This window comes from Staphylococcus intermedius NCTC 11048, from assembly GCF_002902385.1.
Taxonomy (GTDB): Bacteria; Bacillota; Bacilli; order Staphylococcales; family Staphylococcaceae; genus Staphylococcus; species Staphylococcus intermedius.
Window position 1 is genome coordinate 1 of the sequence record NZ_PPQH01000006.1, and the last position, 18,517, is coordinate 18,517.

The 18,517-nt window shown below is 33.9% G+C and carries 18 protein-coding genes; 11 read left to right on the forward strand and 7 right to left on the reverse strand.

The window, feature by feature from the left end:
- Positions 1-87 precede the first annotated feature (87 nt).
- Positions 88-480 carry a Panacea domain-containing protein gene (locus CD138_RS01565; RefSeq protein WP_096559744.1) on the forward strand — a complete coding sequence of 131 codons (393 nt, stop codon included), beginning with the start codon at positions 88-90 and terminating at the stop codon, positions 478-480.
- Between the two features lie 157 nt (positions 481-637).
- On the opposite strand, the gene CD138_RS01570 is transcribed toward CD138_RS01565, so the two are convergent.
- Entirely contained in the window at positions 638-1,111 is a 474-nt protein-coding gene (locus CD138_RS01570) for a glutathione peroxidase (protein WP_019167779.1), read from the reverse strand.
- A gap of 105 nt (positions 1,112-1,216) precedes the next feature.
- Between CD138_RS01570 and hflX the strand changes: the two genes are divergently transcribed.
- From hflX to glnA, 4 genes are all read left to right on the forward strand, one after another.
- Positions 1,217-2,452, forward strand: a complete 1,236-nt coding sequence (gene hflX / locus CD138_RS01575) for a GTPase HflX (protein WP_026066799.1) — start codon at positions 1,217-1,219, stop codon at positions 2,450-2,452.
- Between the two features lie 14 nt (positions 2,453-2,466).
- On the forward strand, positions 2,467-3,714 hold the full coding sequence (locus CD138_RS01580) for a methionine gamma-lyase family protein (RefSeq protein ID WP_019167777.1): 1,248 nt from the start codon (positions 2,467-2,469) through the stop codon (positions 3,712-3,714).
- Positions 3,715-3,888: 174 nt separating this feature from the next.
- The gene (locus tag CD138_RS01585) at positions 3,889-4,257 is read left to right on the forward strand and encodes a MerR family transcriptional regulator (RefSeq protein WP_019167776.1); all 369 of its coding nucleotides are present in this window, start codon (positions 3,889-3,891) and stop codon (positions 4,255-4,257) included.
- 23 nt (positions 4,258-4,280) lie between these two features.
- Positions 4,281-5,621, forward strand: coding sequence for a type I glutamate--ammonia ligase (gene glnA / locus CD138_RS01590; RefSeq protein WP_019167775.1), 1,341 nt, complete (start codon positions 4,281-4,283; stop codon positions 5,619-5,621).
- A 354-nt stretch (positions 5,622-5,975) separates the two neighbouring features.
- On the opposite strand, the gene CD138_RS01595 is transcribed toward glnA, so the two are convergent.
- Complete coding sequence (locus tag CD138_RS01595; protein WP_019167774.1) at positions 5,976-6,209, reverse strand: tyrosine-type recombinase/integrase; 234 nt, start codon at positions 6,207-6,209, stop codon at positions 5,976-5,978.
- Positions 6,210-6,737: 528 nt separating this feature from the next.
- On the opposite strand from CD138_RS01595, the gene CD138_RS01600 reads away from it, so the two are divergent.
- Positions 6,738-7,961 carry a Fic family protein gene (locus CD138_RS01600; RefSeq protein WP_096559742.1) on the forward strand — a complete coding sequence of 408 codons (1,224 nt, stop codon included), beginning with the start codon at positions 6,738-6,740 and terminating at the stop codon, positions 7,959-7,961.
- Between the two features lie 565 nt (positions 7,962-8,526).
- Here the strand turns inward: CD138_RS01600 and CD138_RS01605 are convergent.
- On the reverse strand, positions 8,527-9,183 hold the full coding sequence (locus CD138_RS01605) for a hypothetical protein (RefSeq protein WP_019167772.1): 657 nt from the start codon (positions 9,181-9,183) through the stop codon (positions 8,527-8,529).
- Between the two features lie 1,879 nt (positions 9,184-11,062).
- On the opposite strand from CD138_RS01605, the gene CD138_RS01610 reads away from it, so the two are divergent.
- From CD138_RS01610 to CD138_RS01625, 4 genes are all read left to right on the forward strand, one after another.
- Positions 11,063-11,800: a glycerophosphodiester phosphodiesterase family protein gene (locus CD138_RS01610; RefSeq protein ID WP_026066798.1), complete on the forward strand. Its 738-nt coding sequence runs from the start codon at positions 11,063-11,065 to the stop codon at positions 11,798-11,800.
- A gap of 39 nt (positions 11,801-11,839) precedes the next feature.
- On the forward strand, positions 11,840-13,132 hold the full coding sequence (locus tag CD138_RS01615) for an MFS transporter (protein ID WP_019167771.1): 1,293 nt from the start codon (positions 11,840-11,842) through the stop codon (positions 13,130-13,132).
- Between the two features lie 163 nt (positions 13,133-13,295).
- A complete protein-coding gene (locus CD138_RS01620; protein ID WP_258026488.1) occupies positions 13,296-13,547 on the forward strand; it encodes a hypothetical protein in 252 nt (83 codons plus the stop codon).
- Between the two features lie 72 nt (positions 13,548-13,619).
- Entirely contained in the window at positions 13,620-14,384 is a 765-nt protein-coding gene (locus CD138_RS01625) for an HAD family hydrolase (protein ID WP_019167769.1), read from the forward strand.
- Positions 14,385-14,631: 247 nt separating this feature from the next.
- Here the strand turns inward: CD138_RS01625 and CD138_RS01630 are convergent, their stop codons facing one another.
- Together CD138_RS01630 and CD138_RS01635 are read right to left on the reverse strand one after the other, a co-directional pair.
- On the reverse strand, positions 14,632-15,261 hold the full coding sequence (locus CD138_RS01630) for a thermonuclease family protein (RefSeq protein WP_019167768.1): 630 nt from the start codon (positions 15,259-15,261) through the stop codon (positions 14,632-14,634).
- Positions 15,262-15,897: 636 nt separating this feature from the next.
- On the reverse strand, positions 15,898-16,098 hold the full coding sequence (locus CD138_RS01635; RefSeq protein WP_019167765.1) for a hypothetical protein: 201 nt from the start codon (positions 16,096-16,098) through the stop codon (positions 15,898-15,900).
- Positions 16,099-16,233: 135 nt separating this feature from the next.
- On the opposite strand from CD138_RS01635, the gene nucI reads away from it, so the two are divergent.
- On the forward strand, positions 16,234-16,740 hold the full coding sequence (gene nucI / locus CD138_RS01640; RefSeq protein WP_019167764.1) for a thermonuclease NucI: 507 nt from the start codon (positions 16,234-16,236) through the stop codon (positions 16,738-16,740).
- A gap of 64 nt (positions 16,741-16,804) precedes the next feature.
- On the opposite strand, the gene CD138_RS01645 is transcribed toward nucI, so the two are convergent.
- Both CD138_RS01645 and CD138_RS01650 read right to left on the reverse strand, forming a co-directional pair.
- Entirely contained in the window at positions 16,805-17,674 is an 870-nt protein-coding gene (locus CD138_RS01645; protein ID WP_019167763.1) for a hypothetical protein, read from the reverse strand.
- 427 nt (positions 17,675-18,101) lie between these two features.
- A complete protein-coding gene (locus CD138_RS01650) occupies positions 18,102-18,464 on the reverse strand; it encodes a transcriptional regulator, SarA/Rot family (protein WP_019167762.1) in 363 nt (120 codons plus the stop codon).
- Positions 18,465-18,517 lie beyond the last annotated feature (53 nt).

The following is an 18,517-nucleotide window of genomic DNA, read 5'->3' on the forward strand; positions in this document are numbered from 1 at the left end:
CATCCATATTTTGTTTATTATCGGCATTCACACCGTTAGTATTTTATATATATAAAAGAAAAAGAGGTAAATAAATGAAAAGTTTAGATGAATACACCGGTCACAAACTTACAAATTAAAAAAATTATATATTTTACATTAGGATTTATGATAGAAGATAATAGAGAAATTGCTAAAAATTTATTTGAACAAGATGAAATGCAAGCCTGGTTGTATGGACCCGTTGTTCCAAGTATATATTCGCAATATAAAGTATATAAAAATAGACCAATAGAAGATGAAGGCAAATCAGTAAATGAATTAAATAATCAGAAAGTCAATTATATTATAGATGCTTTAATTGATGTGGACCCATTTAAACTTGTAGAAATTAGTCATAAACATGACTTCTGGAAAAAATATGAACGTGAAATCAGAGAAGATAATATGAGACCGACTTATAGATTTTCTGATATTGAGGAAGCGTTTCATGGTGCATAAAAAGTTGATAAGTAAGATGAATTGAGAATTTAATCGCTTTTCTTTACAGTCTTTTATAAAAGATATTGTAAATTGATTAACATAGTCACTGGCTAAACAAAAACATCACCTGTTTCAACGTGGATCGCGTGAAACGGTGATGTTTAACTTTGTAATTCTATAATAAATTCTCAATAGCGTGCTTCAAATGTTCAGGTGTTTTTTGTGGTGAAAAGCGTTTGACGACTTGTCCGTCACGATCGATTAAAAATTTAGTGAAATTCCATTTAATTTTATCACCGAAAATGCCAGACTTTTGTGATTTGAGATAGTTATACAATGGATGGGCATTGTCGCCATTCACTTCGATTTTCTCATGCATTGGAAATGTCACGCCATAATTCAATTGACAGTTGGTTGCTGCTTCTTTACCACTGCCTGGTTCTTGCTTACCGAACTGATTACTTGGAAACCCTAAAATCGTAAATCCTTTGTCGTGATACATATCGTAAAGTTTTTGTAACCCTTCAAATTGCGGTGTTAAACCACATTCACTTGCTGTATTCACAATCAGTAAGACATCACCTTTATATTGTGAGAGTGGATAGGTTGAACCATCAATTTTGGGGACTTCTATATCGTATAAATGCATCGTCTTCACCTCTAAATCTACTATAGCATACTCAGTACATATAGTCTTAATTCACACACTATGTTAGAATACGTGATGACATGTCAAATAGAAAACGGTGATATTATGCGGAAAACAGAACTTCACTCTACTGAAAAAGTGAAAGAAACGGCGGTACTCATTGGCGTTGATTTGTATCAGTCGCATTATGATTTTGAAAGTACAATGAATGAATTAAATGCGTTAGCTTACACATGTGATTTAGATGTGAAAGGGCAATGGACACAACAGAAAAATCAAGTGGATCATAAATATTATGTCGGTAGTGGTAAATTAACAGAGATTCAAGATTTTATAGATTTCCATGATATTGATGTGGTCGTTGCAAATGATGAGTTGACGACAGCACAATCTAAAAATTTAAATGCACGCTTAGGTATTAAAGTGATTGATAGAACACAACTTATTCTTGAAATCTTTGCATTAAGAGCAAAAAGTAAAGAAGGAAAGCTCCAAGTCGAATATGCGCAATTGGATTATTTGTTGCCACGTTTAACAGGTCATGGTAAAAGTTTATCCCGTTTGGGTGGGGGCATCGGAACACGTGGACCAGGTGAAACGAAGCTCGAAACGGATCGTCGTCATATTCGAACACGGATGAATGAAATTAAACGTAAATTAGCTGAGGTAGAAGCACATCGCGAACGGTATCGTTACCAGCGAGAGCAAAATAGAGTGTTCCAAGTCGCGCTCATTGGCTATACGAACGCAGGTAAATCATCATGGTTTAATACGTTAACAGCAGCGGATACTTATGAACAAGATTTACTTTTTGCCACGCTTGATCCGAAGTCACGACAACTCAAAATTAATGATGGCTTTGAGATGGTCATTTCAGATACAGTTGGTTTTATTCAAAAGTTACCGACCACGTTAATCGAAGCGTTCAAGTCTACTTTGGAAGAAGCACGCCAAGCTGATTTACTCATTCATGTCGTTGATGCGAGCCACTCAGAATATAAGATTCAATATGATACAGTGAATGAAATCGTTCAAGAGCTTGAAATGCAAGACATTCCACAAGTCGTTATCTTTAATAAAAAAGATTTATATACAGGCACAGCGACACCTGTTGCACAGTATCCATCTGTCTTTGTCTCATCTAAAAATGAAGCAGATATTGCGAAAGTGAAAGAATTACTTATGCAAGCGATTCAAAAACAATTTGACTTTTATTCGGTACAACTGCCAAGTTCAGATGCGGACCAATTGTATCATCTCAAGCAACATACATTAGTGACAAAATTAGATTACGATGAAGAAACTGACCAATACCATATTGAAGGTTATCAAAAACAATAGAAAGAAGCGGAAACATGACACAACTAACTGAACTGATTGAAGAAGTAGAAACAACTTTAGCCCCATATTTCAAAGATATTGAAACACGTGCGTTTGAAAATCAAGAGCGTGTACTCGATGCTTTTCATAAAGTCAAAATTACAGAGGCGGATCTTGTCGGCTCAACCGGATATGGCTATGACGATTACGGTAGAGATCATTTAGAGGCGGTATATGCTGAGACGTTCAAAGCTGAAGATGCACTCGTACGCCCACAGCTTATTTCTGGGACACACGCGATTACTGTTGCTTTACAAAGTACGCTCAAACCAGGTGACAGTTTGATGTATATTACGGGGAGCCCTTACGATACATTGTTAGAAGTCATTGGCATTAACGGTAACGGTGTAGAAAGTTTGAAAGAATATGGCATCCATTATCAAGAGGTCGCATTAAAATCAGGTCATATCGATGTCGAACGTGTTTTATTGTCCATCGATGACACCACAAAAGTGATTGCGATTCAACGTTCAAAAGGTTACGCTCAGCGACCATCAATTACGGTTGACGAAATCGGTGACGCAATACAACAAATTAAAGCACAGCATCCTGAAATTATTGTATTTGTCGACAACTGTTACGGTGAATTTGTCGAGACGAAAGAACCCGTTGAAGTGGGCGCAGATTTAATGGCTGGCTCACTCATTAAAAATCCAGGTGGGGGACTAGCGAAAATCGGTGGATACATTGTCGGACGTCGTGATTTAGTCGAACGTTGTGGCTATCGTTTAACAGCACCGGGTATCGGTAAAGAAGCAGGGGCGTCACTTTATGCATTACAAGAAATGTACCAAGGCTTTTTCTTAAGTCCGCATGTGGTGAGCCAAAGTTTAAAAGGGGCATTATTTACGAGTCTATTGTTGGAAAAACTGAACATGCGCACATCACCACGCTACGATGTGAAACGTACGGATTTAATTCAATCGGTCTCATTTGATACAAAAGAACAAATGATTCAATTTTGCCAAAGTATCCAACATGCATCACCCATTAATGCGCATTTTAGTCCGGAACCGAGCTACATGCCGGGATACGAAGACGATGTGATTATGGCAGCAGGTACTTTCATACAGGGGTCATCTATTGAATTATCGGCAGATGGCCCCATTCGCCCACCTTATGAGGCATACGTTCAAGGTGGTTTAACGTATGAACACGTCAAAATTGCTGTTACACGTGCAGTTGAAAAATTAATTGAGAACGGTCTTGTTACATTAAAATAGGTAAATTTTACACTTTTCTAACGATTTACAGGTCAAAAACGCGTTCTGAATTGTCAGAAATGTTGATGTGGCGGGCTTTGGTGGTATCATGTCAGGTTTTCTGACATATTTTTGAAATGTCTATTCGGGTATGCTATGGTTAAGTCAAGTTCAAAAGTCAAGGAGATGTAGGAGATGGATAACGATACAATTCGCCGCAACATGCCTGTATTTCCGATGAGTGTTGTCAGTCGTTTAACGGAATTGTCCGCGAGACAAATTCGATATTATGAAACACATGAACTTGTTAAACCTTCGCGCACAGAGGGAAACAAACGGCTTTTCTCCCTAAATGATTTAGAGGTGTTACTTTCAATTAAACATTTATTAGAAAAAGGTTTTAATATGAAAGGCATTAAACAAATCATGCTGGAAGATAGCCAAAAAAATCTCAATGATGAAGCAGAGCGGTTAAGAAAGCAGATGCTCGTAGATACGACGCAAAAACCGCAACGTGATTCGATACCATTGAATCGTGGAGATTTATCGCGCTTTTTTAAATAACTTATACTGGAGGACATTTTTCAATGCCAAAACAACACTTTACTAAAGATGATATTAGACGCTTTGCCGAAGAAGAAAATGTACGCTATTTACGTTTGCAATTCACTGATATTTTAGGAACAATTAAAAACGTGGAAGTACCAGTAAGCCAATTAGAAAAAGTTTTAGACAATGAAATGATGTTTGACGGTTCTTCAATTGAAGGATTCGTACGTATCGAAGAATCAGACATGTACTTATATCCAGACCTTGACACATGGGTGATTTTCCCGTGGACAGCAGGACAAGGTAAAGTGGCACGCTTAATTTGTGATGTTTATACGACAGATCACGAACCATTCTCAGGTGACCCACGTAGTAACTTGAAGCGTGTGTTAAAAGAGATGGAATCATTAGGCTATACCGATTTCAACTTAGGACCTGAACCTGAATTTTTCTTATTTAAGTTAGATGAAAAAGGCGAGCCAACAATGGAATTAAACGATCACGGTGGTTATTTCGACTTAGCACCAACAGATCTAGGTGAAAACTGTCGTCGTGACATCGTTTTAGAATTAGAAGATATGGGCTTTGACATCGAAGCTTCTCACCATGAAGTAGCGCCAGGTCAACATGAAATTGACTTTAAATATGCAGATGCGATTACTGCATGTGACAACATTCAGACTTTCAAATTAGTCGTAAAAACAATTGCACGTAAACACAATTTACACGCAACATTCATGCCAAAACCATTATTTGGTGTAAACGGAAGCGGGATGCACTTCAACGTGTCATTATTCAAAGGTAAAGAGAATGCCTTCTACGATGAAAATGGTGACATGCAATTAACAAAAGATGCATGCCACTTCATCGCAGGTATTATGAAACATGCACGTGGCTACACAGCAGTATGTAACCCACTTGTCAACTCATATAAGCGTTTAGTGCCTGGCTATGAAGCACCAAGTTATATCGCTTGGAGTGGTAAAAACCGTTCACCATTAGTACGTGTCCCAAGTTCTCGTGGCTTATCCACACGTGTAGAAATCCGTTCAGTAGACCCAGCAGCAAACCCATACATGGCGTTAGCAACAATTTTACAAGCAGGTCTTGACGGTATCAAAAATAAATTAGAAGTACCAGAACCAGTGAACCAAAACATCTATGAAATGAACCGCGAAGAACGTGAAGCGGTTGGCATTCAAGACTTACCATCAACACTTTACACAGCATTAAAAGCAATGCGTGAAAACCCAATCGTAAAAGATGCATTAGGTGAACACATTTATCACCAATTCATCAACTCAAAATCAATCGAATGGGACTACTATAGAACGCAAGTGTCTGAGTGGGAAGTTGAACAATATATGAAGCAATATTAATACGTGGAACCCTTGAAGCAATAGCGCTTTGAGGGTTTTTGTTTTGAGGATTTGAAGTTGCCCAAAAGGCTGGAAAATGGTGTTTTGGGCAATAAATAGGGGAGCAAATTTGTTTGATTTTTTCTTAAAATGTGGATTTTGCTCCCTTTTTGCTCCCCTCATTTTGAAAAATTGGTTACAATATTTTGGATTAATCTGAGACCAGTTTGTATTTATTTACTATTTTGGTCTCAATTTGGTCTCAATTGAGTGCTGAAAAATATTCGAACCATTGAAACAATAAGCTTTGAGGGTTTTTGTTTCTGCACCCAGTTTTTATATTTTATGTGAATTGGGTGCAAAATGGGTGCAGACTTATCCAAAAAGGTTGCTGTCATTAATAAATTTTTCAAAGCTCTCTTTTGCCTTATGATTCATCTTTTCAGTCACGTGATTATAAACTTGTTCAGTGACTGCCATTGTTTTATGTCCGAGCCGTTCTTGAATGACTTTCATTGGAACATCACTTTCTAACAACAGCGTCGCATGTGTATGTCTTAATTTGTGAATGATCAGCTTGTTTTCTTTGCCTAGTAGCTTCCCAGTCATGTGAATCTATTATGTGTTGTGCTGCGTGGAAGCCGGTCATGGTTTTATCCGGTCGAATATGTAGAATTTGACCGATTTATTAATGATGTAAAAATAGTACATGGTGGATTCGTTTCAATATCAAGCAGATGGACAAATAAGTAAGACAATTTCTACATGACAATTGCAAAAATTATTGATAAAGTTGGGGAATTGTTGAAAGAGATATCTTTGTTAGGCAACTTAGATGTTAAGCAACAAGTTAAAAGTTCATACTATATTATATTTAAGTGTTGTCATTGCGACTGCCTTGTTTTTTGTAAGGAAAGGAAATGACTGTTTATTTTTCACTATATCTTAATACATATCAATAATTTCTTGGATAAATTAAGGGGTGATTTATCCACCTATATTAGCTGATAGGATAATTTGTATTCAACTTCCCATCAAAAATACACTTACTATTTTAATGATGATTCAATTTTAATATACTTTAATAAGCTTATAAACGTCATATATTGAAATATGATTAATAAAGGAGGGGGTACAATGGATTACAAACCTTTAAAAAAGTTATTTCACTTGTATGGATGGGATAAGTTAGAATCAGAATATGAAATCAGAAAAAATAGCTATTCAACTTTTATGACTGAAATATTTATAAATCCGATACAAGATGAAAAGCAGAAAAGAGACGTTAGTAATCCTTTGTTTTTCGTTGTAACTAAAGAACTTGCGCTTAAATTAGAAAGTGTATTGAATAATTCAGCAAAAATTAAATATTTATCTTCACTTCAACCTGGTATAGCAAATGAGTCATATATAAAATATTTGCTTATTAACGAACTTCAAAGTACTAACGAAATAGAAAATGTGAGAAGTACGAAAAAGGAAATTGCAGCTTCTATAAACAAAACTAAAGGATCGAATAAACGGTTTGACGGACTTGTTAATCAATACTTAATGATCAAAAATGAAGGTGTTGATTTTAACACGCTTTCAGATATAAGAAAAATATATGATTCTATTGTTTCAAGTGAAATAAAAGAAAAAGATTTACCTGATGGCAATCTAATTAGGAAAAAACCGATAGGCGTATTTGATGAAGGGAAAAATAAATGGATTCACAGAAACGAATTTACAGAACCGGAAATTTACGAATTTTTAACTTTGATTCTAGAGTTTATAAAGCGTTATAATGCACCAGAAGTATTTAAAATCATGGCAAGTCATTTTATGTTTGAATATTTACATCCATTCTATGATGGTAATGGTAGATTAGGTAGATATTTGTTAGCTAAGTTATTAAATGACAACTTGGATTCATTTACTGCATTAACCTTTTCATATGTAGTGAATAATAACAAAAGTAAATACTATAAATCTTTTGAAAATGTATCGAACTTTTATAATAAAGGGGAGTTAACGGATTTCATAGGAGATATGCTTCAAATGTTAATTGAAGGACAAGAAAACATAATTGAAACCTTCGAAAATAATTATGAAGTTATAATTAGATTAGAAAATGCTTTAAAGTCAAGAGGATTAAATAAATATGAATTTGCTGTTTTGTTTATTTTATTACAAGACAAAGTTTTCGGAAGTAAATATTCAAGAATTAGTTTGAAATCGCTGAAAGACTATGTCGGTTTTTCAAGAAACAAAATCAATGAGGCTATAAATATACACAAAGATAAACTTATAAGAATTCAGAAGAACCCGGCCATTTACGAAGTTAAAGAGTCTTTTATTGAAGAGTTATTAACCGAGTAAAATTTCTAGTAGTTCTTGATGAAATATCGTTACTATATGCTGTAACTAAATCAAAATAGTGGTACACCTCTGCGGAGTGTACTTGAGACTAACTGATGCGACGGTTACTTATTCGCCACGTCCTAACCGGTGTGGTATTTTTTATGTAAAAATAAAAAGTTGCCCATATACGATAAAAATATGTGTATGGGCAACTTTTGGGCAACTGATTTTAATTTTCTATAAGCTTTGTAAGACAGGCAGGCAGTAAATGATGGGATTTAATAGCATTTACAATATAATAAATTCAATCCTCAACTATAGAATACAAGTGTCTGAGTTGGAAGATGAACAGTACATGAAGCAATATTAATACGCGGAATCCTTGAGCAATGCGCTTTAAGGATTTTTGTTTTGAAACCAAATTGAGACCATATGATAAAATTAGCGATTTGGTCTCAAATTGTTCTTAGAAGTACGCTTCGATAATATTATTAAAACCCTATTTTTAATCCTTCATTGCACTTTCTTTGAGGCACAAATATGTTTAAATAAGTAAAATTATATGAGTAATGTAAGAAACGCTTTACTGAATGCTTGAAACGATTAGACGGATGACTTTCCCTTGATCATCAAGAATGAATACGACATAATAATCTTTATTTAACGATTTTGAATGATACTTTTGTTTATTGTCTGTGAGATTAGATACAAACACAGCATCTTTCGCCATTAGATCTTTCGCATGTTCATTCAAAATGTTTTTATCTAAATTTTTATCTAGTGGAAATTTAGAGAATGTCTTTTCAGCTTGTAAAATATTATCATTATCACCAAGAATATATGTCATTCCATCGACGACGACAACCATTTTATTCTCATCATGTGGCTTTGATAGTTTACCGTAAACTGTATCGTCTTCTATACCTATATTGACTTTTTCATCAGTTGAATATGATTTTGTACTAACATTCTCTTTTTCATCTTTAATTGTTATTTGGGATTCCGTTTCTTTTGTTGTTTTTTTATCTTCTATACTAGGCGTTTTATCTTCTTTTTTTGAATTCTCTTCAGTTTTTGGACTTCTATCTTCACTATCATCTTCGTTTGAGTATCCAAAAAAAGTCATAACGGCACTAAATAATAAGATGAATAACAAAAAAATACCAAAGCAACTAAAACAACCAAGACAACTAAAACACCCCAAGCAACCAGATCCATTATTGTCTTTACCTTCTAACATCTATATCCTCCTTAAAACTTGTATATTAAACTGAAGAAACGGCTGAATGGGTTAAATCAAATAACAGATTTGTTATCATTTGTCCAATTTTATAAAGATATCCCTCAGCCAAATGATTTTGATGTGCATGCAGTTTGAATTTATTTTTAAGTGTTGTGTATTCAATAACATCAATTTACAACAATATGATATCGGAAACAATGTTTAATTAAATATTAAAATTAAATGGAAATTAATTGTTTAGTAAAGTAACGCATTAAAAATATTGGTGGTCTTGTCATTATCAATTAGAAATTAAAAAGAAATGAAAGTTTTAGAAGTAAACCCTAAAAATTATGGAATTTGAATTGGGGGCAGCGGTTTAAATTAAAAAGTATGTATTGGATTACTAATATAAATAGCATTAATTGATATTGTAAAAAGTAGGATTTTATTAAGGTGCTGTGTGATCACTTAAATGCACTCTTCAATGTGAAAACTGAACAAGTTGTAGAATATTTTTATTTTACGGTTCAAAAGGTGGAGATAATACCTATTCACATTGCTAAAAAACTTTGATTTGATGTAAAATGATTAAATTATTTTGATACATATTTAGTTTTGATTATAAATACATTTAACAAAATCACTTGGTTATCTGATTGTTTATTAAATTCAGGGGCTAAGTACTGCAGAACTAATACGCTTTTTGTACGTAAAGTAAGAAAAATCAAAAAAAGGTTGAGGTGTATTTCGTATGAATTATATTGTAGATAGGAGATGATGGAATGAAGCGCAAACAACAAAAAAGAACACCGCGAAGATGTTGACTTCAAAATAAGGGTAGCCACCTTTATTCTATTAGTCTTAACATTCATCTATGACAGGGTGTTCTAAGGTAAGACCCCGATAAGGGGCTCTTTACCTCTCATTATACAAAGGAGTGGTAAAAATGAAAAGAGAAACAAAAAAATTTTTTGCTTTATCTGTCGGAATTTTGATTCTAGTTATATTAATTATATTTTTTTAAGATAAAAAGCGCTTCAGTACAATTATATAAATAGTGGGAATGTGCGATGCTGCTCAAAATATGTTTAATCGTATTAATATTGCTGATACCACAAATGATTAGAGTCGCGCGTATTTTACATTTGAAACACTTAGGATATCAATATATCGCTCACAATCAATATGAAGAAATTGGGGATAAAAAGTACAAGTGGTATGAATGTTTAAGATAATTCGACGTACATATGATTTTGCTGCGTTTGATTAGCCTGCATATTCAAAGTTAAATCAACTTATAGATGAGCACTCATGATTTTTAGTTCAAAAGTCAATGAGTGTTTTTTGTTTGTTATGTTTTAATCACTATGCTGAAAAAATGATCAAAAGCTAACTTAATTTAAAAATATGATACGTTAACGTTAAAATTTTACTACAAACTATTGTCATAATTATATTAACGCATTATAATATTGAAAATGTCTAATGTAAACCTTTTCATACGTGTTCTCATCTGCTTTATAAATGCTGTTAATATAAAACATTCTATTGTGTCACTATTTGAATAAAATAAATGATGTATGGCTTTGATATTGAGATTCAGTTGATGCGCGAAAATTAAGCAATGATCATTTATTCTAACAAATAACCCATCCACATAGTCGTCTTTAAATAGGCGTGATGAGACAAGTAGAGAAGAATTTTTTCATTAGAACAATGCATTGATGTAAAAACTAAGAAAGGGATACTACGCAAACGATTTTTTTAATTGCATAGACTGTTTTCACAAAGCATGACCTCTTTAGAGTTGCATGAGGCACATGCGAGGGTGATGTTATCAAAAGTCATTATGTATACAGTCGAGTTTTAAAGGTTTGAGTAGTGGGGCATCGTTATGACAACAATTTTTGCACACAGAGGTTTGTCGAGTAAGGCACCAGAAAATACACTTACAGCATTTGAATTAGCTCGAAAAGTAGAAGGCGTGAAATGGCTCGAGCTAGATTTAGCAATTACAAAAGATGAAAAGTTAATTATTTTCCATGATGACGACTTAGATCGCACAACGGATACTACTGGAGAAGTGAGCGAAACGTTGTATGAAAAGATTGAGCAAGCTTCTTCTGGCGCGTGGTTCGGTCCAGAGTTCAAAGATGAACATGTGATGACGTTTGAAGCGCTGATTGACTTTGCAAATCGCTATCAAATGAATTTAAATATTGAACTTAAAGGGATTACAGGTCCAAATGGGTCGTATCTCAGTGAGCGCATGATTCAATTATTTAAAGAACAAGTGAAACAATTGGATCCAAATATTGAAGTATTGATTTCAAGTTTTAACTTTGCGTTACTTAAATTAGCAGAACAACATGTGCCACAGTATACGAGAGCTGTGTTATTTGAACGTTGTGCCTTTTATCCAGATTGGCGTACTATAGTTGATTTTTGTGGTTCGTCTATTGTTCATTTGGAGGATATCAACTTAACGCGTGATGTCGTACAAGAAATTAAATCTTCTGGCTACACTTTAAACGTGTGGACGGTCAATGATAAAGATCGTGCGAATACGTTGTTCAATTGGGGTGTAGACGGCATTTTTACGGACTGTGCAGACGATTTGATTCATTTATAAAAAGCATAGAATTAACAACTTAATGAAAGGAACATCGGTATGCAAAAAATACTTGATAAATTAAATTTTAAAGACCGTAAAACACTGATTGGTTTTTTATCAGTTGTAACGGCAGGACAATTAATCTATTCCAGTTTTGAAGCTTTTAAAGGGACATTCTACAACTTATTGTTAGAAGTTTTGAATGTAAGTAATGCGGAGTTAGGTGCAATTTTTGGATTAATTGGTATCTCAATCTTCTTTTATATTCCAGGCGGTTGGATTAATAACCGTTTCTCAATCAAATCAATTTTAATTGTGGGGCTATTAATTCGTTTTATTACAATTTCTGTGATTATTTTCTTCAGTCCAACATTCCAAGTGCTGAAAATTATCGCAATCATTTGGGGGATTGTGGACTCGTTTTTCTGGCCAGCTGTACTGAATGGTGTCATTTTCTTCACAGATCAAAGCAAGCGTGGTATGGGATTTGGTCTATTAGAATCAGTTCGCCGTGCAGAAGAAATGCTCATGAACTTACTTATCGTCGGAATCATGTCATTAGTGAGTGGTATTGTTGTTTTTAAAGGTGGTATGTTGGCATACAACTTGCTCATCATTCCATTAATTTTACTTATTATCAAATATGTTCCTAAAAACGGGATTGCTGCAATGGATGAAGAAGAAAAGACTGAGATTAGCGGTAACAAATCTTTAGAAGCATTAAAAGGTTTGTTTTATGTGTTATTGAAACCAAAAGTATGGCTTGCATCCATCAGTGCGATGTCTATTTACTGGGGCTATATCATTCTCATTTACAGTGTTCCATATTTACAAAAAACGTTTGACTTATCAACAACACAAACGGCACTTTTTGGTATTTTCAACACAGGTTTGATGGGTGTGCTGATGGGGGTATCTGCAGGTATCATCTCTGACTATGTGTTCAAATCATCATCTAAAATGATTTTCGCTGCATTGTTGCTATCGTCATTAATTTTACTTGGCGTTGTATTTATTAAAGGTAGTCTTTTTGTGAGTATGGCGTTACTTATCGCATTTTCAGTTACAACTTTCTTAGCGAAAAGTGTTATCCTTGCGCCAATTGCTGAATTCGATATTCCTAAAAAGTATGCTGGTTCTGCAATGAGTGTCGGTTCATTTGCAGCCTATGCACCGATTTTCTGGGTGTATACAATGAACGGGAAATTACTCGATGCACACCAAGATAACGTTGTTGTAGCATACCGTATTATTTTTGAAATTGGTATTGTCGTGGCATTTTTAGGTAGTCTTTGTACACTGATTTTACTTATGTTAAATCGCAAATCAAAACGAGAAGTTACAGAATAAGAGAATACAATACTTAAAAACGGGTTGGAGATATTCTGACTCGTTTTTTAATAAATAGAAAAATATGGTATTTTTATCATTAATAGATGTGATTCATTCTTTTGAACTCAGGTAAACTGGTTAAGTACGATGTCATTGCACATTAAAAAATTGTAAGAAAGATGTGATAAGGTTGTTAATATTAAAATTGGTCAGTAAAGATGAGGACAGTGTCACATATCATTTTTATCCAGAAAATCGACTTGACGCACCTCCAGGATACATCACCGTTCAATTTTCTGATTTAAAATGTACCAAAGCGAAAAAAGCAGATCCGGATGAAAATATGTGGTATCTTCATCATGCACTAGCAAGAGTAAGAGAAAATATTAAAAATAACCATTTTCCTGAATCAGAAATGGTAGCATGGTACTAAGAAAAGCGCTGTTTGTCATTTATCTAACAGGGAAAATGTCATCAACTAAAAATAAAATAGAGGAGTAGAAGCATGTTCGCACAAATTAAACTCGTTATTTTTGATTTAGATAATACTTTGTACCCATTTGATGCATTGTGGCGAGAAGCAAATCAAACTACTTTCGAATCTTATGAACGTTTTAAAGGAATTCATTATGATGAATTTCTCCCACTTTATCAAAAATATGATCAACATTTTTGGAAACAACATGATTCTGGGCATATCAGTTTAGATGAATTAAGACGACTCAGGTTGATTGAAACTTTAAAGCATTATGATATAGACGTGACGCATGAAGAAGCACAAGCCTATTTTGAGCGTTTTTTCAGTTTATTATTATCCAAAATCACTGTGAATGAAACGATGAACGCATTGCTCAACGAATTAAAATCATATGTTGAAATCGCTGTTTTGACCAATGGTAAGTTAACTGAACAAAAGACAAAAATGGAAAACTTGCAGCTGAATGCGATATTTAATGACAATATTTATATTTCTGAAGCATTGGGTGGTGAAAAGCCAGAGCCTCAAGCATTTTTAAAGGTAACAGATACGTTAAAGATTCGACCAGAAGAAACAGTCATGATAGGGGATTCATGGTCAAACGATGTCAAAGGTGCTTTAAACGTGGGGATGTCCGCGATTTGGTTCAATCCTCCACATGAAAATGAACAGCAAACGGAAAGTCAGCAACTTCATATTTTTAATGGAGAAATTGAACAATTGCTTAGAAAATTAATCACAAATATGCAAGGAACTGAAAGCATTTCTAACGATTCCTTTAAACAAGAATAGGATGCGAATTTATGGAGAATGATTCAATGGACATGTCGATAAAGGGATCACTCATAAACAATCGTCTTATGAGTGAAAATGCAGGCTGGAACTATTCACCGTTCCAGCCTTGTCACTTCATTAGTAATATGTACCTTGTTACGGTTCAATACGTTACGAAATACCTAGTACACAGCTGATACATCTTATAGAAATCAAGATGTAAGTGTTGTACTATATTGATTATTTTATGTTATTAAATCTGGACTTATGATGCAAGGCTTTGTAAATTTGTTGAGTCATTTTCAGCGACTTCATCTTCAAATGCAGAATTCAAGCTCCATATACCTAATTTTGCTTTTTGTGCTGCTTTCTGTGATTTCTCTAATTTCGCTAAATGTCTCGTATTTGGTGGGTAAACATAACCTACTTTAGCGAGTCCTTCTTTCACTAAAATGTCATTAACCATTTTCCCATCAACATAAATATATGCTAAATAGCGATGATATTTGTCTTTCTTTTGACCTACATCAAATTCAACTTCTATTTTTTTGGCATTTTTAAGTAATTCTGCCGTTCTATCTGACGCTTCTTGTCCGAATGGTTGTTTGCCAACACGTGGATGTTTTGTTTCGGGTGTATCGATTAATAAAAAGCGAAATGTTTCAGTCTTGCCTTCATATTTCAATTTTGCAGTGTCACCATCAACCGCTTTAACAAGTTCTACAGGGAATTTTGTTGTTGTACCTGGTTTGGCGATTTTAGTTGACTTTTCTGCAGCTGCTCCAGCATTTTCTGGTTGGGTGAAAAGTGCAACTGCAAAAGCGACAAGCGTTAAAATAAATACGATTGCTAGCCGATTTTTCCAATTTTGATGCCAATTCATTTGTTTATTCATGCTATTTTGCCTCCTAGAAATATTTATTTAATTACGATTAAATTCTCTAAATCTAGAATTTAATGCATTAATTATAAATTGTGTTTTCAGCTTATATCAAGTCTACATTCTAAAAAGACAAAAAATTGTAATACAAATAAAGGTATGCGAAAAGTTAGGGTATCACTAACAATATGAAATACTAGATTAAATAGAAATGTGCTATATTATATTTATCAATTAACGTATGAAGGGGTGTGTGTGAAGTTACAATATACGATGGGGCCATTGACTATAAAGATAAAACCAGCTACAAAGTCTCTTAAAGAAGGGACAAAAGAAATCGCGCTTTGGTGTATCCTGTTTTTGGGGATTGCGTATTTAAGAAAGAGAAATAAATAGCACACCATGAAATCATAACAGGAGGTAATAGGGATGAACGAAATCACGAAAATACGTATCAAAACAGTATTGAATTATGGAATTGGGATAGCAGCATTAATTTTTGCGGCATATATATTATTGAAGTAGTACAAGAATCAGGAGATGGATTTTTCTAGCTATATTTAATGATTCATTTGAGTCAAAAAAGGGGGAGTTGCAAAGTTTGCGACTCCCCAACCTATTGATTTAATTTGTTTATCTTATCATGTCATATTATTGCGAATGATTAGAATTACGGCGGTCTCGTTTTGATTTAATCAATTGCGTAATAAAACCACCTAAAACACCAAGCAGTACACCAATAAAAGCGCCAGCAATCAGAGGTAAGTTGAATGCATACTGCAAAGCATAACCGATGATCACTGCAACAATAACAATGATAAGAGACAGACGATTTTCACTTAAAGTTTTCATTGTGATTCACTCCTAATCGTTATGATTATAACATTTTTCACTCAAAAGAACAGTAACAGAGAGTTGTAAAATTGACGCTTATCATTGAAATCGCATATGATATGATGGTGTTAACAATATTAAAAAGGAGTCGCTATGAAAAAAATTACAACTGGTACTTTGATCCTCGTTATTGCCATTATCGTTTTAGGGTTTCAATATGTCAATGGTGATGGTCCTTTTAAAAAGTCTACTACAGACGTGAAAGGCGAATCATACCTCGTTAAACGGGTGATAGATGGGGATACGATTATTATTGATAAAGATGGCCAAGATGAACGTGTGCGCTTAATTGGCGTAGATACTCCAGAAACAGTTAAGCCAAATACGCCGGTGCAACCATACGGCAAAGCTGCATCAAATTTTACAAAAAAGCATTTAACGAATCAACACGTCAAACTTGAATATGACCGTGAGCCAAAAGATAAATATGGTCGTACGTTGGCCTATGTTTGGTTAGGCGACGAGATGTTTAACGTAAAATTAGCGCAAGAAGGTTTAGCAAGAGCCAAGTTTTATCCACCGAATGATAAATATCGAATTTTAATTGAACAAGCACAAAAAGAGGCACAAAAGAAACAACTGAATATTTGGGAACGTTAGAACGTTAAAGACACTTTGAGAGGGGATATTGTCTCAAAGTGTCTTTAAATTTGTAACTGAAGTATTATTGGTGATTTGACGGTTCATTGTGGCTTTCAAATGCAGAAACTAATTGTTGCATCGTATTGCCTTCAAGTTGTGTATGAGATGTATCAACCAGCTCTTGAATGGCATGTTGAATATCTTGATCATTTTCACTCGTATATATGCGACTATAAGGATGTGCGTCTCCATCAATACGTTCTCCATGCTGATCAACACAATAAATCACACCAATTGTCGATACGGGCACTTCTAAGAATGACTCAACAGCTTCTTGGATGTTTTGTGTCGCTTTTTCAGCGATTTGATATGGGTCATATTCGTGAAATTCATACGTCACATTATTTTCAGAAACGATTTCATTAAAAGTGTATGATGTTTTTAAGTCTGACTGAAATTGATTGTGATATTGATATGCAATATAATGGCCAACCATACGATTTAAATCATGTTCTTCCGTTGTCGGTATTTGACTATCAAAATGATAAAACGTTTTTGATTTTAATGATTTGATGTTCATTAAAATCATACCGATGTTCGTAATCACAATAAAATCAAATGCTGAGATAAATGGGTATAGTGGATTTTTAGGCGCAATCTGGCTCGTTGTAATAATGTGGAAATCCTTTATTTTTTCATCTCTTTTAAATTCTTCTAGCAATTGATTTAACAATTGTCGTGTATTTCTCAAATTAAGGTGATACGTCGTTGTATTCGCACGCTTCTCTTTAGATTGAGCTCTTTCTTGTTTTAAGATTGAAATTTTATTGAGCAATTGCATTTTTGTATAAGCTTCTACATCTAGCTGATGCTGATAAAATCTTAAACGTAGGAGCGCTAATAAAACGGTGATAAAAAGTATGGAAATTAAAAACACTAATAACAATGTCATCTATGTATCCTCCTTCCTATAAATTAATAAGCGCGTCATAGCAATCGCGTATGAGGTTAACAGATCATAGTATATATAATACCCTTAATCTTATGTTAATTATTCATGAATGTCTAATTTTGTGCATATAAATTGGAACTTCATATTATTTAAGCATGTAGAAAGACTGAAGTCATAAGGAAGCTTTTGCAAAAGGTGTGTTTTCTCAATCGGCGCATGCGGTTCAAGTGGTCTATTTTTTTGAGTTTTAATGACCTACTTAACTGAATGGTTTGTTATCAAATACAAGTTCAACCTCACATTAAAAACTGCAGTGGTCATATTGCGGTAAACGACGCATATCACTTCAAAACAATGTCCTATAAAATTACAGATATCATGTACATGATATCTGTAATTTAAAGTTTACCAATTCAAGGTTAGCCAATTATTGTAAAATGTCTTTTTGAATTTGATTGAAGTTATCAAGTAGTTGTTGCATATTCTTTGCTTGTTCATCATCAATTGTAATGAAGACTTTTCGTTCATCTTCTGTAGAACGTTCTTTACCAATGATATTTTTTTCTGTTAAGGCCGTTAACGATTTATGTATTTCCATTAAACTAAAGTCAATTGATTGTTTGACTTTGTGTAATGAAATACGACGACTATTTGTTGTTTTCAGGTGATATAAAAACAAAATGTCATTCAGTTTTAAGCCATGTTGTTTCTTAAGTTCACTGATAATTCGCTTTCTATTTGATTCATAAAAGAAGATAGCTTCTGTCTCCATTTCAAAATGGTTGTTCATAATTTCACTCCTTTATCAACTTTCCTATTACCCTAAGTTATATTATATTAAAA

Excerpts from the sequence above, each read along its gene's own strand:
- CD138_RS01605 (WP_019167772.1), bottom strand. The coding sequence starts at position 9,183 with ATGTTAGAAGGTAAAGACAATAATGGATCTGGTTGCTTGGGGTGTTTT.
- CD138_RS01630 (WP_019167768.1), bottom strand. The coding sequence starts at position 15,261 with ATGAATAAACAAATGAATTGGCATCAAAATTGGAAAAATCGGCTAGCA.
- CD138_RS01645 (WP_019167763.1), bottom strand. The coding sequence starts at position 17,674 with ATGACATTGTTATTAGTGTTTTTAATTTCCATACTTTTTATCACCGTT.
- CD138_RS01580 (WP_019167777.1), top strand. The coding sequence starts at position 2,467 with ATGACACAACTAACTGAACTGATTGAAGAAGTAGAAACAACTTTAGCC.
- CD138_RS01610 (WP_026066798.1), top strand. The coding sequence starts at position 11,063 with ATGACAACAATTTTTGCACACAGAGGTTTGTCGAGTAAGGCACCAGAA.
- CD138_RS01650 (WP_019167762.1), bottom strand. The coding sequence starts at position 18,464 with ATGAACAACCATTTTGAAATGGAGACAGAAGCTATCTTCTTTTATGAA.
- CD138_RS01570 (WP_019167779.1), bottom strand. The coding sequence starts at position 1,111 with ATGCATTTATACGATATAGAAGTCCCCAAAATTGATGGTTCAACCTAT.
- CD138_RS01565 (WP_096559744.1), top strand. The coding sequence starts at position 88 with ATGAATACACCGGTCACAAACTTACAAATTAAAAAAATTATATATTTT.
- CD138_RS01600 (WP_096559742.1), top strand. The coding sequence starts at position 6,738 with ATGGATTACAAACCTTTAAAAAAGTTATTTCACTTGTATGGATGGGAT.
- glnA (WP_019167775.1), top strand. The coding sequence starts at position 4,281 with ATGCCAAAACAACACTTTACTAAAGATGATATTAGACGCTTTGCCGAA.
- CD138_RS01635 (WP_019167765.1), bottom strand. The coding sequence starts at position 16,098 with ATGAAAACTTTAAGTGAAAATCGTCTGTCTCTTATCATTGTTATTGTT.
- CD138_RS01595 (WP_019167774.1), bottom strand. The coding sequence starts at position 6,209 with ATGACTGGGAAGCTACTAGGCAAAGAAAACAAGCTGATCATTCACAAA.
- CD138_RS01615 (WP_019167771.1), top strand. The coding sequence starts at position 11,840 with ATGCAAAAAATACTTGATAAATTAAATTTTAAAGACCGTAAAACACTG.
- CD138_RS01585 (WP_019167776.1), top strand. The coding sequence starts at position 3,889 with ATGGATAACGATACAATTCGCCGCAACATGCCTGTATTTCCGATGAGT.
- CD138_RS01625 (WP_019167769.1), top strand. The coding sequence starts at position 13,620 with ATGTTCGCACAAATTAAACTCGTTATTTTTGATTTAGATAATACTTTG.
- hflX (WP_026066799.1), top strand. The coding sequence starts at position 1,217 with ATGCGGAAAACAGAACTTCACTCTACTGAAAAAGTGAAAGAAACGGCG.
- nucI (WP_019167764.1), top strand. The coding sequence starts at position 16,234 with ATGAAAAAAATTACAACTGGTACTTTGATCCTCGTTATTGCCATTATC.